This is a genomic window from Aquabacterium sp. G14, assembly GCF_037482285.1.
Lineage (GTDB): Bacteria > Pseudomonadota > Gammaproteobacteria > Burkholderiales > Burkholderiaceae_C > Aquabacterium.
This window is the reverse complement of sequence record NZ_JBBEYB010000014.1, coordinates 45,381-69,597: the sequence shown is the minus strand read 5'-3', so window position 1 is coordinate 69,597 and position 24,217 is coordinate 45,381. Positions and strand designations below refer to the sequence as shown.

Sequence of the window (24,217 nt, the reverse complement as noted above, 5' to 3'; positions counted from 1 at the left end):
CGACACGCTCTGCCTCACGCCGTCTGGTGGCTGACACGCAAGAACGCATCAAACATGATCAAAGCCCACAGCGCGTCGGAATGGTCAGACTGGCCTTTCAGATGCCCCTCGACCATGCGCTCCAGCGCCTCACGCTGGAAATAGCCGCTGTCGATCATGCGCTCGCTCAGCACCGATTCGCGCATGCGCTGTGCCAGCGGGCCGCGCAGCCAACGCGCCAGTGGCACCGAGAAACCCATCTTGGGACGGTACAAGACGTCGTGCGGCAGCAAGGGCTCGAACGCCTTCTTGAACACGTACTTGCCCTCGCCGCCCTGAATCTTCAGCGAACTGGGCAGGGTCGCCAGCCACTCGACCAATTCATGGTCCATCAGAGGCTCGCGCACCTCCAGCGAATGCGCCATGCCAGCCCGGTCCACCTTGGTGTTGATGTCGCCCACCAGCCAGGTCTTGTAGTCCAGGTACTGGATGAGTGCCAGCGGGTCATCGGTGTTGGCCTGAGCCGCATGCTGACGGAACAGCTCGACCGTTTGGTAGCCACCGAGGCTTTGCTGGAAGGAAGCGCTGAACAAGGCATCCCGCTGCTCGGCACGCAGGCGCGACATGCTGTGCTGATAGGCCTCGGCCGAGTCCATGGCCAAAGCCTGGAAGGTGGTCTTGGCGCGCAGCGGACGCGGCGCCCAGTCGGCCTTCGGGTACCAGCGCCCCAAAGGGCCGAACACCGATTGGCGCACGCCCAGTGGCAAGGTCTGGCGCGCACGCTCCTCGCCCAGGTGCATGCGGTAGCGTCGGTAGCCGCCCAGACTCTCGTCCCCACCGTCGCCCGACAGGGCCACCGTCACGTGCTTGCGCGCCATCTGGCACACCCGGTACGTGGGCAAAGCGGAGCTGTCGGCAAAGGGCTCGTCGTACAGACGTGCCAAGGTGTCGATCAGGTCGAAGTCGTCACTCTGCACGATCTCCAGGCGGTGATCGGTGTGATAGCGGTCGGCCACCATCTGCGCGAAGGCCGACTCGTTGAACTTCGGATCGTCAAAGCCGATGGCGCAGGTGCGCACCGGCAACTTCGACAAGCCCGCCATGGTGGCCACCACCGCGCTGGAGTCCACGCCACCCGACAGGAAGGCACCCAGCGGCACATCGGCGATCATGCGCAGGCGCACCGACTCACGTATGCGCTCACGCAATTCGGCCTCGGCATCGGCTAGCGAAATCGGGTTGTCCAGCGTGAAGTGGACATCCCAGTAAGGCTTGGGTGTGGGCAAGCCGGCTTGGCCACGTCGCCACGTAAGGGTGTGTGCGGGCGGTAGCTTATGAGCCTGGCGATAAATGCAGCGTGGGTCTGGCACGTAGCCCAAGGCGAAGTAGTCTTCAACCGCCTTGGGGTCGATCTGACGCTCGAACCCTGGGTGGGCGGTGATGACCTTCAACTCGGAGCCAAACACCAACGTACCGTCGGGGAGCAAAGCGTAGTGCAGGGGTTTGACACCCATGCGGTCGCGCGCCATGAACAGCGTCTGCTCGCGCTGGTCCCAGATGGCGAAGGCGAACATGCCGCGCAGGCGGTGCACGCACTCGGCCCCCCAGGCCATCCAGGCCTGCACAATGACCTCGGTATCGCTGCGGGTGCGGAAGACATGGCCCAAGGCTTCCAGTTCAGCGCGCAGGCTCTGGAAGTTGTAGATCTCGCCGTTGAAGACGATGCCCACCGTGCCATCGGCATTGAACAGAGGTTGCTGCCCGGTCGCCAGGTCGATCACGGACAAACGCCGGTGGCCCAGCATCAGACCTGGCTCGAAATACAGGTCGGCCTCATCCGGCCCACGATGGGCCTGCACATTGTTGATGCGCTGCGCCAACGCAGGGTCGAACGAGCGTCGCCCCTGGGTGTCAAACAGGCCTGAAATACCGCACATGGTTCACTGTCGAGATTGAGTTGCGCGCAAAGCCGTCAGCACTGCGGGGCCTTGGTCACGCAAGAAGGCCTGCAGGGTCGCCTCGGCCACACGCTGGCCAGCATCCTGGTCAGCGCCTGTTGGCACAGGGGCGTAGATCACCACAATGGCACCATCATCGCCCTGCCCTTTGAACTTTTGCCAGGCCCCCCACAGCTTCGCCTTGGCTGTGCTGGCGGTCACGCGACCATCCACCCAGAAAAATTGCCACACCAGCAGGCGGGGTGACTCGGCATGCAAGGTCGCCCCCTGCTCCCGCAGCACGGCACGCTGCACCGTCAGCGGTGCGCCCTCCAGTTGTGTTGCCACCGCATCACCTGACACCTGGGACCAGGCCTTGTCTTGCGAGCGGACCAGCACATTGGTGGAGCTGACCAGCTTGCGCTCATAGTTCTGCCCACGGTAGTACGACAGATGCAGCCCCACGCGCTCGCCAGCGGCATTCACCCATCCGGTGTGGGATTGGGCATTGGCAGCCTCAAAGGCCGGTGTCCATTCAGCGGGCGGGGGTGTGAGTTGCCAGCCGGCCCGCGCACTCACGGATTGCCACTGCACTGCCCCGGTTTGCACCTTCGTCTGGAGCTGCCAGTTCATGACATGGGGCAGACCCACCACCAGCAAAGCCAGCACGGCACACCCCACCCCAGCTAACGTCGAAGCGGACACCCGACTCACACTGGCATCGGGTGCAACGGGCTGTGGCGCAGGCTCACGGTCAGCCCAGCGTGCCCCGATCATGAACATGATCGTGATGACGATACCGAAGAACACCCAGCCATAGACCAAATGGTCCACACCCGTCGCCAGGGTGTTACCTGACCAGTGCCCCAGCATGACAATCAGATAGGCACGCATCCAGTTGGCCAAGAGCGGCACCAGGATGGCCACGCCCACAAAGAGCAGTCGCTTGCGCAGGCTCTGATAGTTGATGTACGCAAACAAGCACCCCACCGTGAACGACGCCACCAGATAGCGGATGCCGCTGCAGGCCTCGACGACCGACCATGAGCCGCTGGGGATGATGAACTGCAAGCCCTCGCGATAAACAGGAATGCCACTCAAACGCAGCGCAGCAACAGTGAAATCCGCCGTCCACTCCATCAAATGGGGCAACATGAAGTCACCGACAGGCACGGCCAGAAACAGGTACAGCAACGGGAACATCAGTGCCCGCGTGACCCGCCACCCCAGTACGGTGGGCACGGCCGAGACAACGAGGGCCATGAAAGCAAACTGTGTGACAGCGTTCACCGCGACCAGATCACCCGCCAACCACAACAGGGCTGACGCCGTCATGCCCAGCAGGCCCCACAGTGAGGGCATTGGCACCAAGGTCGCCAGTTGCGCCCGCTTGCGCCATGCGAGCCACAGCGCCGCGGGCGGCACCACGAGGCCGTGTGCATAGGTGTCCGAGCGCCACCAGATCGTGGCCATACCGGAAGCAGTAGGCCAGTACGCCACCAACACCACAGCCCACAAGAGCATCAACATCCACAGCGGCTTACGCCACACCGAGGCGCTCACGATGACCCCTCCCCCGCCACTGCGGCGTGCGCAGGCGTCAGCCAGACATCCAGGGCAGACAAATGCGCTTCCCAGCTGAAATGCTTGAGCACAAACTGCCTGGCAGCATGCCCCAACTCGGACGCCTTGTCAGGAGACTGCAAAAGCAAGTCCAGTGCCTGCACAAATTCAGAGGCCGTGGCCGCACGCACCACCCCAAACTCAAAGCCGGCACCGATGGCATCCGCACACGAGGGTACCGTGACCACAGGCTTTTCCATGGCCATGGCTTCAAGGATCTTGTTTTGTATGCCGCGGGCCACCCGCAGAGGCGCCACGACGGCAGCGGCATGCTGCAAGTAGCCACGCACATCGGGCACCGTGCCCGTCACCACCACCTGCGGCCCGGCCAATGCCTTGACCTGAGCCGTCGGATTGCGCCCCACAATGTAGAAGCGCAACTGAGGCCAGCGCTGCGTCAACAAAGGCAGCATCTGCTCCACAAACCAGCACACACCATCCACATTGGGCCAGTAATCCATGGCCCCCGTGAACACCACGGGCACCTCCCCATCCATGAACGGTGACCGACTTCCTGCCTGAGGACTGAAATACTCGGCATTGACCCCGTTGCTGATGGCAGACACACGGTCGGCCACCTCGGGTGCCAGGGACTGAAACAGGGCCGTTTCGTTGGGCGTGACAAAGAAGGACTGTCGTGCGCGACGAGCCACCTCACGTTCGAAAGCCAGCAAACGTGCACCTTCGCGCCGATACAGCCACGACATCGGCCAGCGGTGCTCTGGTGCGTACTGTCCCCACTTCGACGAATCCACATCGACGAAATCAACCAACATGGGCACATCAGGCAGCAAGGGTATGGCGAACTGCGCCATCACCCCAGAGAAAACCACGGTGGCGTCAAGCTTGTGCTGCGATTGGACTTGTCGCACCCAACGATGCATGCCTGCATGACGGTAATAGGTCTCCGACAGAGAGCGCCCCGTCAACAGCCCTCGGGCACTGAGCAACTTGGTGCTACGCGGATTCAGGCGCTCGATGTGCAGATCCGGGCAAATCGCCTGTAGCGCAGGCACCTGAGCGACATCCTCCGGATCGTCGATGAAGGTTCCCAAAAACACACGGTGATCCCGCATGAGGTGGCGCAACAAATGGTACGAGCGCACCTTGTCGCCCTTGTTGGGCGGATAAGGCATCCGATGGACCAGATACAGGATGTTCGCCATGTCAGCCCAGGTTGCGCACGATGAAAGGCCCCAGCCAGTTGGCCAGGCCCAGGGGCATGCGCCGCCAGGTTTCAATCAAGAGTTTGTATTTGGCGTTGGTTGGGTTGTTCTGAGGGATGCTGTCACGCTTGAAGAGTTGATACTCGTAGCGCAGGGGCGTTGGTTCGAAGCCCCAGTTCTTTTTGAACGCGTAAGGGCCTGTGCCCTGCTTGCTTCGTCCATAGTCGAACACCTTGAGCCCCCTGGCACAAGCGCGGCGCATCAACTCCCAATACTTGAAATCGTTGGCGGCCAGATCACGTGCTGCGAGATCATCGCCCGCGTAGTAAGGCAAGACCTCATCGCGGAAGTAGAAAGTCAACACACTGCTGAGCGCCTTGCCGTCGGCACTGGTGACGGTCAAAACCTCGCAGTCCGGCCCGAACACGTCCATCAGGCGCTGAAAGTAACGCTTGGACAGCGCAGGCGTGCCATGACGGTGGACGTTATCCGCGTACAGCGCAAAGAAGCGATCCACCGTGGTATCCACCTGCGCGCTCAGGCCGTTCTTGATGCCCTTGCGAACCATCGCGCGCTGCTTGCGCGGAATGGCGAGCATGTTCTCCTCTTCCGTTGGCAAGATCTCCTTGCGGAAGGTCACATACAGGTCCTGTGTGGGCCACTCCGGATGACGCTGCGTCTGCAGGTAGCGCATCTCCAGGTGATCCACACCCAGCCCCTCGGCCAGACGCACGGCCTCAGCCTCAAGCGCCAGCGCTGCGTCTTCACTGTGGGCCACCACGCCGCCATAAACAGCAAAAGGCAAGCTGGTCAGTGCATTGCCAAACAAGCGGCTCTTGACATGGGCCAGTGGCAAGACACCTTCGATCACCTCACCTCGGTGGGCATACAAGAAGTGCGTAGGGTGCCGAAACACCTCTTCCATGATCTGCTGCCAGCCCACTCGGTGAAAGAACGTGGCCGTTGGGTGCGCCAACACGAATGCATCCCAGCGCTGATGCCAGTCGCTGCGCCTCGTCTCCAGCCGCGATACCTTCAAACGATGCACGTCAGACACCTTGCACCTTACCCTTCACTGGCTTGTTCAGGAAGATGTGGTCCATCCGGCCCCACTGGAAGTCTCGCAGCAGGCGCTGCAAACGCTGTTCCATGCGTGGGATGTTCACGTAATGCCGGAAACGCGTACGCAGATCAATGCCAGCCACGCGGGGCTGCTCCGCGTCGATCTCCCAGGGGTGAAAGTAGAAGATGGCTGGCTGCTGGTCCCTCTCGTTCACCTGACGCAGCATCCAGCGCGAAAGACCGTACGGGAACAGACGGAAGTAACCGCCACCACTGGACGGCAGATTGCGATTGAACAGACGCAAGGTGGTCGGTGGCACCTCGATCAGGTCATGGCGAATGCGATGCGCAAAGCGAGGTGCATCGGGCATGCCATAGTGATCGTGCTGAATCGGATAGATGCTGGAGCTGTAGCGATAACCCTCCTGCTCCAACACATCCAAAGCCCACAGATTGGTCTGCCCGATCGAAAAGCTGGGCGCCCGATAACCCGTGACGGTCACACCGGCAATGTCTTCCAGCAAATGCTTGGCTGTTCGGATGTCCTGTGCGAAGGCCTCAGGCGTGAGGTCACTGACGCGCTCATGCCCATAGCCGTGGCTGGCCACCTCGTGTCCCTCTGCGGCGATGCGGCGCACCAGGTGCGGATAACGCTGCGCGATCCATCCCAAGGTGAAAAACGTCGCATGGGTCTTCTCGGCCGCCAGCATGTCCAGAATGCGCCCGACGTTGCGCTCGACCCGGCACTCTCGCGTGTCCCAGTCGCGGCGTGCGATGTAAGGCGCGAATGCCGAAACCTGGAAATAGTCCTCAACGTCAATGGTGAGGGCATTGATCATGCTCATGACTGCCCCTTGCCCGCCGCGATCTTTTGCAACGCCGACAGGATCTCGATGCTCAGGCGCTCCTGGCGCAACACGCTTCGCTCAATGCGCAATAGGTGAGCGCTGAGTTGAGCGGCTGTGAGACGCGACAACTGCTCTTCAAGACTGCGCAGATCATGGCTGTCGGCGTCCAGATCCAAGTCCACATTCAAAGAGGTCGGACGCGCTGCGGGCGAGGCCTGCAACACCGCCTCGGCGGACACGGGCTCCAGCGGTGGTGCCGTCAGCTCTTCCTGAATCTCGGCCAAGACCTCCTGGAGCACAGGTGCCGTGAAATGCGTGACCTCCGACAGGAAGCCGTGCAGCATCAAACGATCGCACAAGGCATTGATGCGGCGAGGGATGCCGCCAGTCTGCTCATAAATGCCGGCAAAGACATCGGCGTCGAACGTGGGCTTGTCGGTGGCGCCGGCGCAGCGGAGACGGTGTTCGATGTAGCCCTGCGTCTCCTCCGCATTCATCGGCCCCAGATGACAACTGGCAGTCACGCGTTGGCGCAACTGAAGCATGTCAGGACTTTGCAAAATGTTGCGGAACTCGGGCTGACCGATCAAGAAGGTTTGCAGCAGCGCCTGCTTGCCATGCTGAAAATTGGACAGCATGCGCAACTCTTCCACCGCCTGAGGCCGCAGATTCTGTGCTTCATCCACGATCAGCAGACATCGCCTGCCTTGCGTGAGTTGGGTGATGAAAAATGCCTCAAGCGCCATCAACAACTCGGCCTTGGACGCATCCTTGACCTGAACGCCAAACGCAGCCCCGACCAAACGCAGGGTGTCTTCCGCGCCCAGTTGCGTACTGACGAGCTGCGCTGCCACCATGGTGTGCGCATCGATGCTGTCCAGCAGCCCGCGCACGATGGTGGTCTTGCCCGCTCCGACCTCACCGGTGATGACGATAAAGCCCTCCGCTCGCATCACCCCGTACTCAAGGTACGCACGAGCACGACGGTGAGGCTTGCTGCCGAAGTAAAAATTGGGATCAGGGTTGAGCTGGAAAGGCTTGCTGCTCAACCCGTAGAAAGCTTCATACATGGGTCAGAAACGGTGAAGGATGTTGCCGACCAGCGCGTTCTCGGAATACGGATTCAGTCCTGTGTTGGAGTGAATGCGGCGCAGCTGCAAACTGCCTGAAGTGCGCGGCCCCACCTGCGTGCTGAGGCCCAAGGTCAGGGTGTACTGCGAGCTGCGCTGGGTGTTCAGATCACCTTCACTGCGCTGCAAGGTGTACGACGCGCTGGCCGAGGTCACGGGCGTCAGACGATGAGCGTAAAGAAAGCCCAGGCTCTGGGTTTTCACCTGCGAGGTCACATCAAAGTCGTCGCCAAGCGTCAGGTTGTTGAGCAGGCGGTTGCTCTGACCGCGCACATAGCTCACCGTGAAGGCGCCACGGCGACCGGTCATCAAGACGGACAGCTGCTGGTTACGCTGCAGCGTTGCTTGCGAGACCAAGAAGGACTGACTGACCAGCAGGTCTCCCGGCAACCCTCGACTTTGCAACTCCGCCTGTACCAGCTGAGCGCGCTTGACCGGATCCGGCTCCAGCGGACTGAGCAGCGCGTCCAGGAGGTCATACAGCGTGCCAAGCGTGGCATTGACGTTGGCGTTTGGCGAAGTCGACACACTGCGCACATCCGACAGACGCACCACGGTGCGCGCGGCACGATGCTCAAACGACACATTGTGGCCGGTGCCGAAATAACGATCGTTCACACCCGCGACCAAGGTTGTCCGGTCGGATGGGCGCCAGACCAGATCCACGCCATGGTTGGCGTATCGCTTCTTGTTGAGTGTGAGCAGATCGTTGGACTCCTGCCCGAGAGTCAGGCCCGTGATCCACTGAGGCGACCACGCATAGGAAAAGCGCCCCGTCAACGAACTGGACTCGGTGGAGCGGCCTTGGTCGTAATCAACTTCTTGCTGATCTGCCGCCAAAGACCACCCCGCCGCCCCCAACTGGCGAGTCAGGCGTCCAGACCATCCCAGGGTGTCGGAGTCGCTGCGCGCATTGGTCTTGCTTTGGGTGCCTTGCAGGTTGACACGCGCCTCGTAGTTCACGCCATACGGAAACTGTCCTCGCACATAGGGCGAGAGACGATAGGTGGCGGTTTGCGACTGGTTGGCATTGGTTGACGATGAGCCAGCCACAGGGCCAAACGCAGACACCAGTTGCTGCGACACCGTGCCAGACACATCCACGAAGGCCCAGTTGTCGATGGCGTTGATCTGCGCACTGGCGTTCAAACGGTGCTGGAGGTCGTCGCCCCCTGTGTCCTGGGCACGGTACAACCCGCTGAGCCCGTAATCAAAGAAGCCCTTCACACGCCCCTGGTTGGCAACCATCCGGACGCCGGGTGTGAGCTCGAGGATCTGCTCACTTTGGGGCTGACCGCCCTGCAGACGGGCGTTGTCTGTGAGCGTGACGCGCATGCCCAGACGGGGCTCAATCCAGACCGAGGGTTGAAGCGAAGCATCAGACTGAGCCCAGACAGGGCTCAGGGCCGCCACTGCCGCGCCGCAACACCAACGGTGCCAGTGTTTCATGATTGCACCTCGGCTTCCGCGAGCGACTCACGCTGGCCATAACCATAGCCATAGCCGTAGCCATACCCATAGGCATCCTGGCCCGTGCTGCGCGCCTGGTTGAGCACCATGAGCTTGACCGGACACGACTCGATGGTCGACAAAGCGTGCTTGACCTGGGACTGCAAAGTCTTCTCTGCCTGCACGACCATGACGATCTGCCCCATGTGCGTGGCAAGCACACGAGACTCCGTGGTCAGCAGCAGCGGCGGGGAATCAAAAATGATGATGCGGTCGCTGTAGCGTTTGCCCATGTCATCAACCAGGTCGGTCATGGCAGCGCTGGCCAGCAATTCTGTTGCCCGAGCATGCGGTGAGCCGCTGGGCAGCAAAGTCAGGTTGTCGATGTTGGTGCGCAAAAGCACCTGTGACATCTCCAGCTTGTCGTCCACCAACAGGTCCAGCAAGCCGGGACCTGGGGGCAAGCCCAGCACTTTCATGATGGAAGGACGGGCCACGTCGGCGTCCACCAGCATCACGGTGTAGTCCATTTCCATGGCCATGCTGAGCGCCAGGTTCACGGCAGTGAAGCTCTTGCCCTCGCCTGGCATGGAGCTGGTCACCATGATGAGGTTGCCGTTTTGAACCACCGAGGCACCCTTGCCGGTGGCATTGTCGATCAAGGGGCGTTTGATGACGCGGAACTGATCGGCCACCATGGAGCGTGGTGCATTGGGCGTGACGAAACCGGACGAGGTCAGGCGGTCGAAGTCGAGCTGCACCACCTTGCTGCCCACCGGTGCAGAGACTGGACGCGGGCGAGCCGGCGCATCAGCCACCGTCGGCGCGATCTCGGGCGGAGCAAGAGTCTGCGCTTCGTTCATGGAGACGGCTGGCGAAGGCTGCGCCACAGCCGTCGGCATTTGGGCGCCGGCCTGTCGGAGTTGCTCAAGCCGCTGGGCTGCTTTTTCAATGGAGTTGGACATGGTCAATCAACTGAAGGAGCCCGTTTGGTAGGCCAGGGTGGCCATACCGACTGCAAACAAGGCCACCAGGGCCATCAAAGCACCTGCAAAGCGCTTGAGGCTACGCCGCTCTGCCTGCAAATGTGCCTCGTTGGTCACCAGCGACACGACACCCAGCAAGGGCAGATCGGTCGCATGACGCAAGGAAGACGCATCAAAGAAAACCGGTCGGATCTGGCTGATCAGGAAGGTCATGCCCAATCCAGCGGCCAAGCCAGCCAGCAGCGCCAGAGGCAGCAGAAGCAAACGGTTGGGGGCAACGGGCTTGTTGGCAGCACGGGGCGGGTCGATGACGCGGAAGTCTGCAAAGTTGGAGGCGTTCTCCAGTTGACCGGAGAGATTGGCAGACTCGCGACGCGACACCAGGTCGTTGTAGTTCTTGCGATGGATTTCGTAGTCGCGATTGAGCTGAGCCAGTTCGGCCTCAACCTGTGGGGCCACTTTCATCTGGTCTTGTGCCCGAGCTGCCCTTGCCGTGTACTCGCCCACTCGGGCACGCAACGAGGCCACTTGCAACTCTGCAGCCGCCAGAGTGCGGCTGTACTCCATCACCGCGGGCGAATTGTCTGTCAGCACCGACTTGGGCGCCGCTGCCGCCGCTTGACGCAGTGCCGCGATCTCGCGTCGTTTCTGATCTTCTAGATCACGAATCAGGCGACGCGTATTGGCGACGTCAGGATGCTCCTCGGTGAAACGCTGCAGCAATGCGTCGAGGTTGCGACGCTGCGCATCGATACGCCCATCAATTTCTGGCGTGGCAATCGGAGTGCTCGGGTCGGACAGCTTGGGCGCCGCGGCACGGGCCAACTCCAGCTGACGACGGGCAGCATCGCGCGCGCTCTCGGCCTCACGCAGTTCCAGTCGCGCGGCACTCAAGGAGCTGGCGATGTCAGAAACCCGGCCTGCCGCGTCCAACTCACCTTGGGTTTGCAGGGCGATGTTCTTGAGCTTGAATTCCTTCAGGCGGGTTTCGGCTTCTATCAGCTTGGCCTCGTAGGCCTTGATCTGCTCGTCCAGAAACCGGCGCGCCGTGTCCGAGTCGGTGCGCGAAGCACCCAGGCTGGACTCGACGAAGATGGTCATCAAGGCCTGCACCACACGCTGGGCGCGCTCGGGCGTGTCATCGCGGTAAGACAGGGTATAGAGGTTGTCACGACCCGCCATGCGGATCTGGATGCTTTTCATGACCTCATCAATGAGCGCCTCTTGCTCGGCCTTGTTACGGGTACCGAGGTCAAGGTCGGCCGCACGGATGAGCTTCTCAACCGTGGGACGACTGATGAGCGTGCGACTCAGCATGGCCACCTGCTGCTCCACATTGGGCTGCACGGCAAGCCCGGACATCAGCGGGCGCAAGATGCTCTGCGTGTCAACATAGACCCGGGCCGATGCTTCATAACGGTCCTGCATGAGGAACACCAACACGGCCCCCACCAGGGCCACCGCCCAACAAACGGCCACACCCAGTCGCCGGTACTTCCACATCCCCCTGAGAATGGTGGAGAGTTGCTTTAATAGTTCATCCATGCAGACAACGCAAACGGTAAGGGATCAGGACACCTCGGACGAGGTGTCGCGTGCTCAGAACCAACTCTGAGGAATGATGAGAATGTCGCCCGGGAGCATTTCAACGTTGGCCGAAATGTCACCACGCTTGAGCAGGTCATTCAGACGCACCGTGTAGCGCTTGTTGTTCTCTGAGGCGCGCACGATCGTGGCGTTGTTGCCGTCCGCAAAATCAGTGAGTCCTCCGGCTGCGATCATCACGTCGAGCACGGTCATCTTTTGTTTGAAGGGCAGGAACTGCGGCTTGGCGGCCTCTCCCACCACGCGAATCTGCTCGCTGTAGGGACCCACGAAACTGGTCACGATGACAGTGACCACAGGATCGCGCACATACTTGCTCAGCGCTTTTTCGACATCGCGCGCGATTTGCGTGGAGGTCTTGCCTTGGGCAACCATTTCGTCCACCAGCGGGGTGGAAACCTTGCCGTCGGGGCGAACAGGCACAGAGCCCGACAGTTCGGGATTACGCCAAACGTTGATGCTCAGGGTATCACCGGGGCCAACGATGTAGTTGTAGTCGGGGGATGCAGCACCTGCGGGCGCCGCGGGATACCCACCGGTATTGGCACAACCGGCCACCAAGGCCGAGCCCAGGACCAGGGACACAGCACCCAACATGGTCCGACTTCTGGATGTCAACAGCTTCAAGGCGAGCTCCTGCGATTTGTAAAAATGCCCATGACAGATTATTTGGAATGTAGCGCAGACATGCGTCAACTGAAAGCATCTTCATTACCAGCCCCCGTATTTGCCCTGAGAGCCCCCTCATCAGAGGGGGCCGACATGGCAATGGAATGACCAGATATGACGGAAATATGTCTCCCTACATCTCAGGACAAATTAAAAAAGTATTTGCACGCAGCTGAAATCAATCCCCCATATTAGGGATACCCGCCGCACCGGCGGTGCTCTCAAGGGTGGCCGGACGCCGTACGGGCAAGGTCGCTAGAATTTCAGTCTTATGTATCGCATCCTGCTGGTCTGCTTGGGCAATATCTGTCGTTCTCCCCTGGCGGAGGCGGTGTTCCATGCTGTTTTGGCGCGTCGAGGACTTGCTTCGGTGCTGCAAGTTGACTCGGCAGCGATTGGGCGCAGCCATCTGAAGGAAAAGCCTGACCGCCGAGCGATCACATGCGCGCTGGCGGGTGGCTACCGACACATCGAGCGCATTCGCTCACGCCAGGTCAAAGCGCAAGATTTTGCGCAGTTCGACCTGATTTTGGCCATGGATGAGAGTGTGTTGAACGCCCTGCAGCGCCAGTGCCCGCCGGAGTTTCAGCACAAGCTGGACCTGTTCTTGCGCTTTGCTGATCATGACGGCGATCTGGATGTGCCTGATCCCTATTACGGCAATGTCGAGGGCTTCACGACGGTGCTTCGCCTTTGTGAGGGCGGGGTGGCGGCAATCATGAACAAGATGATGCGCCAGTTGGAATTGGGACGGCCATGATCTCTTGGGTGGACTGCACATTTGAAGCACACGCCGAGCCGATCCTGGCCATCTTCAATGAGGCCATCCTGACCTCGACGGCCCTGTACGACCACGAGCCGCGCACCATGGACCACATGCGAAGCTGGTTCAGCACCAAGGAGTCCGGCCACTTTCCCGTCATCGGGGCGGTGTCGGATGATGGTGAGTTGATGGGATTCGCCTCGTACGGCACGTTTCGACCATGGGCAGGCTATCGGCACACCGTCGAGCATTCTGTGTATGTGCATGCGGCCTATCGCCGACGTGGCTTGGCGAAGGAACTGATGCAGCGCCTGCTTGAACGAGCCAGAGCGCAGACTCTCCACGTGATGGTCGGCGTGATCGACGCGAGCAATCAGGCCAGCATTGATCTGCACATCCAAATGGGCTTCACACATGCGGGGACGCTGCGCCAGGCGGGGTTCAAGTTCGGCCGGTGGTTGGACGTGGACTTTTATCAGCAGATCCTGTCTGAGGATGTCCCGCCTCTCTGATTGAGGTCAGCGCCCCACGGCTCGCAAGGCCAATAAGATCAACACGGTGCCCGCCAGGATGATGGTCAAGGTTTGCCAGAACAGGACCGGATTGCGTTCGATCATCGCTGGGGGACGATCTCGTCGATAGCGCGCACCGGGCGCACGGAGATCCTGAACGAACTCTGAGATGGCTTCCTGGCGACGATGGGGCTGGGGATGCAACGCGCGTTGCAGGACAGCATCCAGCCACAAGGGCAGGTCGGGTCGCCGGCTGCGGACAGAGGTGTAGCGCAGCTTTCCGAGATCGGCGAGCGATCGAAGCCGTGTCACCTGCAGCCCATAAGGTAGATGGCCGGTGAGCATCTGATAGGTCAACACCGCCAGGGAGAAGAGTTCGGAGGACGGACTGCCCTGCCCGCCTACGAAGTACTCGGGCGCGGTGTATTGCAGCGTGCCCATCAGAGCCCGAGCTTGCGCATCGCCAGCCACTTCGCTCAAGCCGGCCACATGGGCGGCGCCCAGGTCAATGATCTTCACAGTGCCGAGACGGTCAATCATGAGGTTCTCGGGCCTCAGGTCCTGGTGCAACATTTCCTTACGGTGAAAGGCCTGTAGCCCCTTGGCGGCTTGGGCAATCACCTCCCGCACGGCGTGAAGGCTCGGCTCAGGGTGGTCAACCATCCACTGCGCCAGGGTCTGCCCGTCAATGTGCTCAAGGGCAACGAAGAGATGCGCTCGCGGACGGAGTGGGGGCAGCGCCTTGACCACGTGGGGACTGTCGAGGCGGTGGGCAATCCACTCTTCCAGCAGCAGGCGATCCAGATAATCGGGCTGCTCACGCAGGTCCACCGAAGGCGTCTTCAGCACCACGGTTTGACGCGTGTGCAGATCCAGCGCCTGAAAGACGTGGCTGCGCGAGCTGGCGTGCACTTCCCGCACGATGTGGTAACCCTCGAACTCGTCTCCCGCCTTCAGTGGCGGCGGCAACCTGAGGCCGTCTCGCTGTGTGAGGTGCTGGCCCACCTCGGCGTCAGGCAAGGCATCGATGCGCACAAGTTGCACGGTGAGATTGTCTCGGCTGCCACGCTGCAGGGCCACCTCGGTCAACCTCTGTGCGGCAAGGTCCAGATTGTCGGGGCTCTCGATGCAGACGGCATTCACCGTGTCGGCATCGAGGTACTCGTACGCGCCGTCGGTGGCAAGCAAATACAGCTCACCGGCTTCCAGGGACCAACTTCGATGGTCAATTTCAAGGGTGGCAGCCGTCCCCAGTGCCCGACCCAGGTAGGTATCCGTCTCGGAGACACGCACGCGGTGATCGTCACTCAGTTGTTCCAGCGCGTGGAGATGAACGCGGTAGACGCGGGTGTCCCCTACATGCACCAGATGTGCCATGCGGCCTTTGAGGATCAAGGCACTGAAGGTGCAAACGTAACCCCGATCCTTGTCAAAACGCGCGTCGCTTCGCTGGGTCTGCGCGTGCAACCAGGAATTGGTCGCACTCAGCACCCTCTGGGCGGCGCGCCGCACCGTCCAGGCTTCGGAGGTGCCGTAGTAGTCGTCCAGAAAGCCACGCACCGCTGCGGCGCTGGCAATGTGACTGACGGCACTGCTGCTGATGCCATCGGCCAGTGCCACGACCACCCCCTTGGTACTCAAATGGGGCTCAGCAGGCAGCACCGCACCATGGAAGTCCTGATTGAGGGGTTTGTGGCCAGCCTGAGAGTGTTGCCCCAGGGTGAGGCGCAAGCTGGCGCTCATGATGCTGGCCAAGGAGATGTGCAGGCTCAGGCGGTGACGCGCTTGGGAGCAGGTTTGTAATGGGTGGCATACAAAGTCGCCCCCACAAAGGTCAAGCCGCCAACCAGATTGCCGAGGACAGTGGGGATTTCATTCCAGATCAGGTAGTCCATGATGGTGAAGTTGCCGCCCAGCATGAGTCCGGAAGGAAAGAGGAACATGTTGACGATGGAATGCTCAAAGCCCATGTAGAAGAACACGAGGATGGGCATCCACATGCCAATGACCTTGCCGGACACCGAGGTGGACATCATGGCGGCCACGACGCCCGTGGATACCATCCAGTTGCACATCACACCGCGGATGAACAGGGTGAGCATGCCGGCTGCGCCGTGCTCGGCATATCCGAGAGTACGACCCTCGCCGATGTGACCAATCTTCTGCCCAATGGCGTTGGGCGCCTCACTGAAGCCAAACGTGAAGATGATGGCCATGAAGAAGGCCACGGTGAGCGCGCCAGCAAAGTTGCCTGTGAACACCAAACCCCAGTTACGCATCACCCCACCCCAGGTGGCGCCTGGACGCTTGTCGAACACGGCCAGCGGTGCCAGTGTGAAGACGCCTGTCAGCAAATCAAAACCCATGAGGTAGAGCATGCAAAAGCCCACCGGGAACAGCAAGGCGCCGAGCAAGGGATTGCCTGTGTTGACGCTGACCGAGACCGCAAAGGCTGCGGCGAGTGAGAGGATGGCTCCCGCCATGAAGGCGCGAATAAGGGTGTCACGGGTGGACATGAGCAATTTGGATTCGCCAGCGTCGACCATCTTGGTCACGAACTCGGCAGGGGCAAGGTAGGCCATGGTGCATCCTTGAAAGAATGGGAGACTCAAAATGAAAACGGCGTCTGACACCCCCTGCAATGCGCAGGGACAGTGTCAGGACGCCGTCATCCAAACAGGCAAGCCGTCTTCAGCTTGATGCCACTTTTGAATGCATGTTCTGTGCCAGGGCGGATGGGCATGCGCGACGGCGCAACGCCGCCAAGATGGTGCGCGCGCGTTCAGTTTTGGTGCACATCGGGGCGTGGCCCGAACACGAGATCGGGCAAGGCCAACGCGGCCTCCGCCACATCGACGAGCTTGCGGTTGTGATCCATGGAGGTCTTCTGCAGGGCGCGAAAGGCCGCCTCCTCCGTCAAACCCATGCGCGCCATGAGTGCACCTTTGGCTCGTTCGATGAGCTTGCGCTCGTGCAGGGCTCGCCGGGCCGCCTCCAACTCGGACTCCATGCTGGCCAGGCGAGCGGTTTGTGCCTGCAGCATGTCTTCCAGAGACGAAACCTTGGCAGCGTCATGTGCATCGCTTCTGTGGCCTTTGCCATCAGGCTGGGCACCCAGGACTGGCGCCGCATCCAGCTGCTCATGGGTGTTGAAAAAGCGGCTGACGGCATCGGTGTGGGGGGGCGGGTTGTCACGCAACTGCCTGAGCAGGCCTTCCGCGTCACGCAGGTCTTGTTGGTTCGCGTCAAGCTGCGCCGCACACGCCTGACGCAAAGCCTCGACGAGCTCGACCTCACATTGCCATAGCGCGGCAATGCGCACGCTGGCCACCTCGAACCAACTGTCACTCAGGCGTGGATCAAGGACAGTGCCATGTCGGGCCGTGCACAAGGTACGACGCAGGCGTTCCAGCATGGCCACGGGAGGTGTCAACTGGTGCTGCTGCCATTGTGACTGCAGGTTGATCGGCGCGAACTCCTCGAACACCTTGAGGCTGTGCTCTTGTGCTTCAATGAGCTTGACAATGCGCAGTTGCTGATCCTCGCTGCATGCACCTGATGCAAAGAGGGCCGCCCCCACCGCACGCTCCTGACCCGCGGCCTCCTTGCCTTGAATCAGGTGGACCAGGGCCACCAACAAGCGAGAGATGCCAGGATGAGGCGCAGCCTCAGCCAACTGATAGATCAGCTCGACCAAGCCGGCGATCACACGGCTGTACGCGGCCACCACCTCGTGCGCGGTGGGCTGTCGCTGCTCAATCTGCAAGCGCAAGGCAGCCAAGGCCTGCAGATCCAAATGCACCCAGGCCATCAACGCCAGGGTTCGGGCGCTGGTGCCATGCGTGCGCAGCCCCTGCTCACTGAACAAGGCGAGCAAGCTGCCTTCGAGAGGACGCACAGCATCCACTGCCGCTTGGCGTTCCACCTCAAAACGTTGACCGGCGGAGGCCAGGTAAACGCTGGCCGCCCCCCGTTCACGCTGCAGTGCGTCAATGAGCTGCCCCACCACCCCGGCCAAGTCGACGCGCTCTGCGAGATGCCGCACGGCATCGAGCTCGATTTGTTTGGCACGCAGGACAAGGTGAGAGGCGGACAAGGTCATGTGCAAGCAGATAGGTCACGAAAACATGCGGAACAACGTCAGGCGCCTGGCTCATGCCAAGGCGACGCGCACCTGCCCAGCATGAATGCTGACGCGGTGCGCCTGCACGGAGTATGCGGGGGACTCCAGACACTCGCCGCTGCTCAGCTCGATGTGTTGCTTGTACAGGGGCGATGCCACCACGATACGTCCACCCAGACTGCCGATGAGGCCACGAGACAGCACGCTGGCACCTGTCTTGGGGTCAATGTTATCGATCGCATAGAACTGATCCTGTCCCACGCGAAACACGGCAACGTGCCGCCCTGCCACCAGGGCACACACCCCGGTGTTGGGCACGATGTCTTCCACCGCGCACACCGGGGTCCAGGCCACGTCGGCCTCTCGGTGGCCGGACTCCTGCGCTGCGTGAGGAAAATCCAGAATGGCTGCGTTCATGTTGTTCTCCTTCCAGGGCTCTCAGGCAGTGATTTCGTCGGTCTGGGGGGCGTGCTCTTCGGGCCGAGCGGGACGGATCTGTCCCCGCTCCTTCACAAAAACGATGCGCTCGTCCGTCGCATCGCTGTTGACGAACGAACGGAAGCGCTTGCGCACCTCGGGGTCGGTCACAGCCGCCTTCCATTCGCACTGATAGGTGTCAACGACATGCTGCATCTGGGCTTCAAGCTCTGCCCCTAAACCCAGGCTGTCATGGAGGATCACGTCCTTGAGGTAATCCAGACCGCCCTCGAGGTTGTCGCGCCATGTGCTGGTGCGTTGCAGGCGATCCGCGGTACGGACATAGAACATCAACACGCGGTCGATCGTGCGCACCAACTCGTCTTTGCTCAGATCCGAGACCAGCAACTCGGCATGACGGGGCTTCATGCCACCGTTGCCGCATACATATAGGTTCCAGCCCTTTTCGGTGGCGATGACACCAATGTCCTTGCCCTGGGCTTCGGCGCACTCACGGGTGCAGCCGGAGACGCCAAACTTGATCTTGTGGGGGGCACGCAAGCCTTTGTAACGGTTCTCCAACTCCACGGCCAGACCCACGCTGTCGCCGACGCCGTAGCGGCACCAGGTCGAGCCCACGCAGCTTTTGACCGTGCGCAGAGACTTGCCGTAAGCATGGCCCGACTCAAAGCCCGCGGCGATCAGTTCTTCCCAGATCAACGGCAGTTGCTCGACACGCGCGCCGAAAAGGTCCACCCGTTGACCACCGGTGATCTTGGTGTACAGCCCGTACTTCTTGGCGACCTGCCCCACCGCGATCAAGCCTTCGGGCGTGACCTCGCCACCGGCCATGCGAGGCACGACTGAGTAAGTGCCATCCTTCTGGATGTTGCCCAAAAAGTAGTCATTGCTGTCTTGCAGGCTGGCCAAGTCCTTCTTGAGAACGAAGTCGTTCCACACCGAGGCCAGAATGTTGGCGGCGGTGGGCTTGCAGATGTCGCACCCCAAACCTTGCCCGTGCTTGGCCAGCAGCTCGTCAAAAGTGTGGATGTTGCCCACGCGGATGAGGTGATAGAGCTCCTGGCGCGAGTATGCAAAGTGCTCGCAGACGTGGTTGTTGACCGCCATGCCCCGCTTGCTCATCTCGGCCTTCATCACCTGGGTGACGAGGGGCACGCAGCCGCCGCAGGTGGCCCCCGCTTTGGTGCAGGCCTTCAGGTCGGCGATGGTAGTCACGCCTTCGCCCACGGCCGCGCAGATCTGCCCCTTGCTGACGCTGTTGCACGAACAGATCTGTGCCGTGTCGGGCAAGGCGTCCACGCCCAGCCCGGGCTTGGCCTGGCCATCGCTGGACGGCAGGATCAGGAACTCGGGCTTGTCCGGCAAAGCGATGCCGTTGAGCGCCATCTGCAGCAAGGTGCCGTATTCATCGGCGTTGCCGACTAGCACAGCGCCCAGCAGCCTCTTTCCATCCTCGCTGACCACGATCTTCTTGTAGACCTGATGGATGTCGTCGTTGTAGTGAAAACTGCGGCTGTGCGGCGTCTTGCCATGCGCATCGCCAATGCTGGCCACGTCCACCCCCATCAGCTTGAGCTTGGTGCTCATGTCGGCGCCGGTGAACGTGGCTTGCGCATCGCCGGCAATGTGCCGCGCGGCCACACGAGCCATGTCATAGCCCGGCGCCACCAGGCCGAAGGTTTGTTCGTTCCACGAAGCGCACTCGCCGATGGCGTAGACGTGGTGATCACTGGTGCGGCAGTGGTCGTCGATGACCACGCCTCCGCGCGGCCCGATTGCCAGCACACACTGACGTGCCAACTCGTCGCGAGGGCGGATGCCGGCAGAGAACACGATCATGTCGGTCTCGTGGTAACTGCCATCTTCAAAGACCATGCGGTGACGGTGCTCAGCCCCGTCCACGATCTTCACGGTACTGCGACTGGTGAGCACGCTCACCCCCAGCGCCTCGATCTTGTGGCGCAAGATGCGGCCACCTCCCTCGTCCACCTGCACGGCCATCAGTCGCGGTGCAAACTCCACCACATGGGTTTGCAAGCCCATGTCGCGCAAGGCCTTGGCACACTCCAGCCCCAGCAGACCGCCCCCCACCACCACGCCCGTACGAGACTTGGCACCTGCAGCCTTCATGCCTTCCAGGTCTTCAATGGTGCGATACACGAAGCACTTGTCGCGATCGCGGCCGGGAATGGGTGGCACGAAAGGGGTTGAACCGGTGGCAAGCACGAGCTTGTCGTAGGGCAGCACCTCGCCATCGGCCGTGGTCACGGTCCGATCGCGCCGCTCGATGGCGACCGCGCGTGCCGCAAGGCGCAGCTTGAAGCCCGTGCGCTCAAAAAATCCGGACTCGACCACAGAGAGGTCCTCGGCCGTCTTCCCTGCGAAGTACTCCGACAGATGCACCCGGTCGTAGGCCGGACGTGGCTCTTCACACAACACGGTGACTTCAGCGTTGGGCAGACCCGACTCAGCCAGGCTCTCCAGAAACTTGTGACCCACCATACCGTGGCCAACGACGACGATTTTCATATGCACTCCTGCGACGCTTGAAAGACAGCGGATAGACAGCCGGGCTGCCAACTTGGGTTCCTTGCATCCAGGGGATGCCCGCCGCCGTCAGCGGAAACCACGTCTGTGCATCAAGCCACATCACCTGTGCGCACGCCCAGTGACAAGCAACACGCGTGCCATCCGTCTTGCGACGGTGATGCACGGTATCGGTGCAAAGCGGTGCGTTTACCATGTGGCATGGTCTACGGCATCACTGATCTCACCACCTTCGTGCTTGGCACCATCGTCATCGTGCTCTTGCCAGGGCCGAACTCCCTGTATGTCATGACGGTCGCGTCGCAACACGGTGTGTCGGCGGGCTACCGAGGGGCCTTGGGCATTTTCACGGGGGACCTGATCCTGATGACCCTGGCGGCCACGGGCGTGGCCTCGCTGTTTCAGGCGAATCCGGCGCTGTTTGTGGGCTTGAAGTACGCCGGTGCGGCATACCTGGCGTTTCTGGGCTGGGGGCTTTTGCGAGCAGGCATCCAGCGGTGGCAAGGCCCGGTCGCCAACGTCGATGCCCCGCTCCCGGCCCCATCCGCATCGGGGCGCCCCTTCCGGGTGGCCTTGCTCATCGGCCTCATGAACCCGAAGGCCATCTTGTTCTTCGTGTCCTTCTTCATCCAGTTCGTCTCGCCCACCTACCCTCATCCGTGGCTGTCATTCCTGGTGCTGGGCGTCATCGTTCAGGTGTGCAGCATGGTGTACCTGTCGGCCCTGATCCTGGGGGGCAGCTATCTGGCTGCGGTGTTCCGTCGCCGGCGCAAGCTGGCCGCGCTGTGCACAGGCAGCGTCGGGGGGCTGTTCATCGGCTTTGGGGCCAGGCTGGCCGTGGCGGGACTGGGCTGAAAACGAAAACGCCCCCGGTCCGTGGTGCTTCCACCAACCGGGGGCGTTGACGCTGTTCGCGTCAATCGGGTAGATCAGCGCTTCACAGCGGTGGACCCGTCGAAACCGAACACACCCTTGGTCACCTGCCAGAACATGGCGATGGCACCCACGATGAACACCACGTCACCAAAGGTGCGTACCCAACGCAGGGTCACCAGGATGTCTTGCTGCATGAACCCTTCACTGCGCGCGTACCAGAGGCCTTCGTTCACACTGGCGTGGAACTGGATGAGGCCGATCGGCAGCAGGCTGGTAAAGATCATGAGGGCCAGACCGATGTTCAGGCCCCAGAACGCCGTCTTCATGAGACCTTCGCTGAAGCACAGGTTCGGACGCACATAGCGCAGCACCAACAGGGTGAAGCCCAGCGCCAAGAATCCATACACCCCGAACAAGGCAGCGTGCGCATGCGTGGCCGTCGTGTTCAGCCCCTGAATGTAGTACAGCGCAATGGGCGGGTTGATCATGAAGCCGAACACCCCTGCGCCCAGCATGTTCCAGAACGCCACGGCGACGAAACACATCAAGGGCCACTTCACACGCTGCATCCACTCGGCGCGGTGTTGCAAGCGCCAGTGCTCCCAGGCCTCATGTCCCAGGACAATCAGCGGCACCACTTCGAGTGCACTGAAGGTAGCACCCACGGCCATGACCGGCGTGGTCGTGCCCGAGAAGTACAGATGGTGGAAGGTACCTGGCACACCACCGAGCATGAACAGAGAAGCGGAGGCCAGGCTGGCGGCGGTGGCCAAACGCTTGGACACCAGGCCCATGCTGGCAAAAATGAAGGCCAGAGCTGCGGTGGCGAAGACTTCGAAGAAGCCCTCCACCCAAAGGTGAACCACCCACCAGCGCCAGTACTCCATCACCGACAGGTGCGTGCGCTCGCCGTAAGCAAAGCCGGCACCGTAGAACAGACCGATGGCGATCACCGAAGCCGTCAGCAAGGCCAGCAGGTTCTTGTCTCCACCCGGGGTGCGCAGCGCCGGCACCATGCCGCGCAGCATCAGCACCAGCCAGAACGCAATACCGGCGAACTTGCCGATCTGCCAGAGGCGACCCAGGTCGACGTATTCATAACCCTGGTGACCCAGCATGAAGCTCCACTCGGCGGGCATGATCTGGGCAATGGCCAGGTAGTTGCCGACGAACGAGCCCACGACCACGACCACCAGCGCCCAGAACAGAACATCGACACCGACCTTCTGCAGCTTCGGGTCTTTGCCACCGTTGATGATGGGCGCCAGGAACAGCCCCGCAGCCAGGAAGCCCGTGGCAATCCAGAACAGCGCACTTTGCAAGTGCCATGTGCGCAACAAGGTGTAGGGGAACCAGCGCGACAGCGGGAAGCCGTAGAAGTCCTGACCTTCAACCGTGTAGTGAGCGGTGGCCCCGCCCAGGAACACCTGAAAGCCAAACAGCGCCACCACCAGGAAGAGGTACTTGCCCAGCGAACGCTGCGAAGGCGTCAAGGGGATCGTGGTCAGGGGATCACGCGCAGGCGCCACGGGCTCTTCTTCGTCCTGTTTGCGCAGGAAGGCCCAGGCCCAGACCAGGAAACCAATGCCCGCCACCAGCAAGATGACACTGATCACCGACCACATGAGGTTTTCACCGGTAGGTTGGTTGCCAATCAGCGGTTCGTGCGGCCAGTTGTTGGTGTAGGTGGCATCTTGCCCTGGACGTTCGGTGGCGGCCACCCATGACGTCCAGAAGAAGAACCGGGTCATCTGCTCGCGACGGCCCGCATCTGGCAAGGTGTCTTCCTTCATGGCGAAGTTCTTGCGGGTCTGCTGCATGGCAGGGTCACTGCCAAACAAGGTGTCGTAGTAAGCCGCTGTCTGTTGCACAGCCATTTGACGACGCGCACTCAACACCAGCACACCGTCTCTCACCTGATTCTGGCGGTACTCGTTCTTCAGCCGATGACGCAGCACGGCTTGCTGCTCTTCAGAGATCTCGGCGTACGCCTGACCGAACTCGTCTTGCGCAGCCAGATCGAGCCACGTGGTCAGTTCACGGTGCAGCCAGTCAGCCGACCAGTCCGGTGCCTGGTAAGCACCGTGGCCCCAGATGGAACCCAGTTGCATGCCGCCCACGCTTTGCCAGGCAGTCTGTCCATCGAGAATGTCCTTTTCCGTAAAGAGCACGGTGCCATCGGCGCTGACGACCTGTGCGGGAATCGGTGGCGCCTCGCGGTACACCTCTCGCCCGAACCAGCCGAGTAAGCAGAACGTGACGCCGAGAACCCCAATCAGGGTCCACCAGAGCTTGCGATAGTTACCCATGTTGACGCCCTCCTTCGCATGCGCGCGGTGCCCGCGTGCAACGATCAAGGGTGTCGGGTCGTGGTCTTGTCATGTACAACTCCTTATGAGACGAGAAATGCCTGTCAGTCTCACAGAGCGCAAAACCCGTGCCCGCTGATGATTTCTTTCAAATCAATGACTTAGCTGAATGCAAGGTATAATTCACCCTACCAA

The 24,217-nt window shown here is 61.3% G+C and carries 19 protein-coding genes; 3 read left to right on the top strand and 16 right to left on the bottom strand.

From position 1 onward, the window contains the following. Positions 1-14: 14 nt before the first annotated feature. Genes WIT60_RS13870 through WIT60_RS13825 form a run of 10 tightly spaced genes read right to left on the bottom strand, consistent with a single transcriptional unit; the run spans position 15 to position 12,382 of the window. Entirely contained in the window at positions 15-1,916 is a 1,902-nt protein-coding gene (locus WIT60_RS13870) for an XrtA/PEP-CTERM system amidotransferase (protein WP_339584479.1), read from the bottom strand. 3 nt (positions 1,917-1,919) lie between these two features. Then, positions 1,920-3,479, bottom strand: coding sequence for an exosortase A (gene xrtA / locus WIT60_RS13865; RefSeq protein ID WP_339584478.1), 1,560 nt, complete (start codon positions 3,477-3,479; stop codon positions 1,920-1,922). Then, on the bottom strand, positions 3,476-4,705 hold the full coding sequence (locus WIT60_RS13860) for a TIGR03087 family PEP-CTERM/XrtA system glycosyltransferase (protein ID WP_339584477.1): 1,230 nt from the start codon (positions 4,703-4,705) through the stop codon (positions 3,476-3,478). The genes xrtA and WIT60_RS13860 overlap by 4 nt, the downstream gene beginning before the upstream one ends. A gap of 1 nt (position 4,706) precedes the next feature. Then, positions 4,707-5,744 carry a FemAB family XrtA/PEP-CTERM system-associated protein gene (locus tag WIT60_RS13855; protein ID WP_445207706.1) on the bottom strand — a complete coding sequence of 346 codons (1,038 nt, stop codon included), beginning with the start codon at positions 5,742-5,744 and terminating at the stop codon, positions 4,707-4,709. A gap of 10 nt (positions 5,745-5,754) precedes the next feature. After that, positions 5,755-6,612: an XrtA system polysaccharide deacetylase gene (locus WIT60_RS13850; protein WP_339584475.1), complete on the bottom strand. Its 858-nt coding sequence runs from the start codon at positions 6,610-6,612 to the stop codon at positions 5,755-5,757. Further along, positions 6,609-7,685 carry an XrtA/PEP-CTERM system-associated ATPase gene (locus WIT60_RS13845; RefSeq protein ID WP_339584474.1) on the bottom strand — a complete coding sequence of 359 codons (1,077 nt, stop codon included), beginning with the start codon at positions 7,683-7,685 and terminating at the stop codon, positions 6,609-6,611. The genes WIT60_RS13850 and WIT60_RS13845 overlap by 4 nt, the downstream gene beginning before the upstream one ends. Positions 7,686-7,688: 3 nt before the next feature. Continuing rightward, positions 7,689-9,194, bottom strand: coding sequence for a TIGR03016 family PEP-CTERM system-associated outer membrane protein (locus WIT60_RS13840; RefSeq protein WP_339584473.1), 1,506 nt, complete (start codon positions 9,192-9,194; stop codon positions 7,689-7,691). After that, complete coding sequence (locus WIT60_RS13835) at positions 9,191-10,159, bottom strand: XrtA-associated tyrosine autokinase (protein ID WP_339584472.1); 969 nt, start codon at positions 10,157-10,159, stop codon at positions 9,191-9,193. Before WIT60_RS13835 ends, WIT60_RS13840 begins: the two co-directional genes overlap by 4 nt. 6 nt (positions 10,160-10,165) lie before the next feature. Further along, complete coding sequence (locus WIT60_RS13830) at positions 10,166-11,725, bottom strand: XrtA system polysaccharide chain length determinant (protein ID WP_339584471.1); 1,560 nt, start codon at positions 11,723-11,725, stop codon at positions 10,166-10,168. A 54-nt stretch (positions 11,726-11,779) separates the two neighbouring features. Continuing rightward, the gene (locus tag WIT60_RS13825; protein ID WP_339584470.1) at positions 11,780-12,382 is read right to left on the bottom strand and encodes an XrtA/PEP-CTERM system exopolysaccharide export protein; all 603 of its coding nucleotides are present in this window, start codon (positions 12,380-12,382) and stop codon (positions 11,780-11,782) included. A 343-nt stretch (positions 12,383-12,725) separates the two neighbouring features. On the opposite strand from WIT60_RS13825, the gene WIT60_RS13820 reads away from it, so the two are divergent. Together WIT60_RS13820 and WIT60_RS13815 are read left to right on the top strand one after the other, a co-directional pair. After that, positions 12,726-13,214: a low molecular weight protein-tyrosine-phosphatase gene (locus WIT60_RS13820; RefSeq protein ID WP_339584469.1), complete on the top strand. Its 489-nt coding sequence runs from the start codon at positions 12,726-12,728 to the stop codon at positions 13,212-13,214. Then, on the top strand, positions 13,211-13,729 hold the full coding sequence (locus WIT60_RS13815) for a GNAT family N-acetyltransferase (RefSeq protein WP_339584468.1): 519 nt from the start codon (positions 13,211-13,213) through the stop codon (positions 13,727-13,729). The genes WIT60_RS13820 and WIT60_RS13815 overlap by 4 nt, the downstream gene beginning before the upstream one ends. 6 nt (positions 13,730-13,735) lie before the next feature. Here WIT60_RS13815 and WIT60_RS13810 read toward each other — a convergent pair whose 3' ends face one another. From WIT60_RS13810 to nirB, 5 genes are all read right to left on the bottom strand, one after another. Next, positions 13,736-15,472, bottom strand: a complete 1,737-nt coding sequence (locus tag WIT60_RS13810) for a bifunctional protein-serine/threonine kinase/phosphatase (protein ID WP_339584467.1) — start codon at positions 15,470-15,472, stop codon at positions 13,736-13,738. Between the two features lie 26 nt (positions 15,473-15,498). After that, positions 15,499-16,311 (bottom strand): formate/nitrite transporter family protein, encoded by an 813-nt coding sequence (locus tag WIT60_RS13805; RefSeq protein WP_339584466.1) that lies wholly within the window; start codon positions 16,309-16,311, stop codon positions 15,499-15,501. Between the two features lie 200 nt (positions 16,312-16,511). After that, positions 16,512-17,831 (bottom strand): nitrate- and nitrite sensing domain-containing protein, encoded by a 1,320-nt coding sequence (locus WIT60_RS13800; protein ID WP_445207705.1) that lies wholly within the window; start codon positions 17,829-17,831, stop codon positions 16,512-16,514. Between the two features lie 51 nt (positions 17,832-17,882). Continuing rightward, the gene (gene nirD / locus WIT60_RS13795) at positions 17,883-18,269 is read right to left on the bottom strand and encodes a nitrite reductase small subunit NirD (protein WP_339584464.1); all 387 of its coding nucleotides are present in this window, start codon (positions 18,267-18,269) and stop codon (positions 17,883-17,885) included. A gap of 21 nt (positions 18,270-18,290) precedes the next feature. Further along, positions 18,291-20,819 carry a nitrite reductase large subunit NirB gene (nirB, locus tag WIT60_RS13790; RefSeq protein WP_339584463.1) on the bottom strand — a complete coding sequence of 843 codons (2,529 nt, stop codon included), beginning with the start codon at positions 20,817-20,819 and terminating at the stop codon, positions 18,291-18,293. 219 nt (positions 20,820-21,038) lie between these two features. Between nirB and leuE the strand changes: the two genes are divergently transcribed. Continuing rightward, entirely contained in the window at positions 21,039-21,692 is a 654-nt protein-coding gene (gene leuE, locus WIT60_RS13785) for a leucine efflux protein LeuE (RefSeq protein WP_339584462.1), read from the top strand. Between the two features lie 74 nt (positions 21,693-21,766). Here the strand turns inward: leuE and WIT60_RS13780 are convergent, their stop codons facing one another. After that, positions 21,767-24,022 (bottom strand): nitric-oxide reductase large subunit, encoded by a 2,256-nt coding sequence (locus WIT60_RS13780; protein ID WP_339584461.1) that lies wholly within the window; start codon positions 24,020-24,022, stop codon positions 21,767-21,769. Positions 24,023-24,217 lie beyond the last annotated feature (195 nt).

Excerpts from the sequence above, each read along its gene's own strand:
- WIT60_RS13870 (WP_339584479.1), bottom strand. The coding sequence starts at position 1,916 with ATGTGCGGTATTTCAGGCCTGTTTGACACCCAGGGGCGACGCTCGTTC.
- WIT60_RS13860 (WP_339584477.1), bottom strand. The coding sequence starts at position 4,705 with ATGGCGAACATCCTGTATCTGGTCCATCGGATGCCTTATCCGCCCAAC.
- WIT60_RS13850 (WP_339584475.1), bottom strand. The coding sequence starts at position 6,612 with ATGAGCATGATCAATGCCCTCACCATTGACGTTGAGGACTATTTCCAG.
- WIT60_RS13845 (WP_339584474.1), bottom strand. The coding sequence starts at position 7,685 with ATGTATGAAGCTTTCTACGGGTTGAGCAGCAAGCCTTTCCAGCTCAAC.
- WIT60_RS13840 (WP_339584473.1), bottom strand. The coding sequence starts at position 9,194 with ATGAAACACTGGCACCGTTGGTGTTGCGGCGCGGCAGTGGCGGCCCTG.
- WIT60_RS13835 (WP_339584472.1), bottom strand. The coding sequence starts at position 10,159 with ATGTCCAACTCCATTGAAAAAGCAGCCCAGCGGCTTGAGCAACTCCGA.
- WIT60_RS13830 (WP_339584471.1), bottom strand. The coding sequence starts at position 11,725 with ATGGATGAACTATTAAAGCAACTCTCCACCATTCTCAGGGGGATGTGG.
- WIT60_RS13825 (WP_339584470.1), bottom strand. The coding sequence starts at position 12,382 with ATGTTGGGTGCTGTGTCCCTGGTCCTGGGCTCGGCCTTGGTGGCCGGT.
- WIT60_RS13820 (WP_339584469.1), top strand. The coding sequence starts at position 12,726 with ATGTATCGCATCCTGCTGGTCTGCTTGGGCAATATCTGTCGTTCTCCC.
- WIT60_RS13815 (WP_339584468.1), top strand. The coding sequence starts at position 13,211 with ATGATCTCTTGGGTGGACTGCACATTTGAAGCACACGCCGAGCCGATC.
- WIT60_RS13810 (WP_339584467.1), bottom strand. The coding sequence starts at position 15,472 with ATGAGCGCCAGCTTGCGCCTCACCCTGGGGCAACACTCTCAGGCTGGC.
- WIT60_RS13805 (WP_339584466.1), bottom strand. The coding sequence starts at position 16,311 with ATGGCCTACCTTGCCCCTGCCGAGTTCGTGACCAAGATGGTCGACGCT.
- WIT60_RS13800 (WP_445207705.1), bottom strand. The coding sequence starts at position 17,831 with ATGACCTTGTCCGCCTCTCACCTTGTCCTGCGTGCCAAACAAATCGAG.
- nirD (WP_339584464.1), bottom strand. The coding sequence starts at position 18,269 with ATGAACGCAGCCATTCTGGATTTTCCTCACGCAGCGCAGGAGTCCGGC.
- nirB (WP_339584463.1), bottom strand. The coding sequence starts at position 20,819 with ATGAAAATCGTCGTCGTTGGCCACGGTATGGTGGGTCACAAGTTTCTG.
- leuE (WP_339584462.1), top strand. The coding sequence starts at position 21,039 with ATGGTCTACGGCATCACTGATCTCACCACCTTCGTGCTTGGCACCATC.
- WIT60_RS13780 (WP_339584461.1), bottom strand. The coding sequence starts at position 24,022 with ATGGGTAACTATCGCAAGCTCTGGTGGACCCTGATTGGGGTTCTCGGC.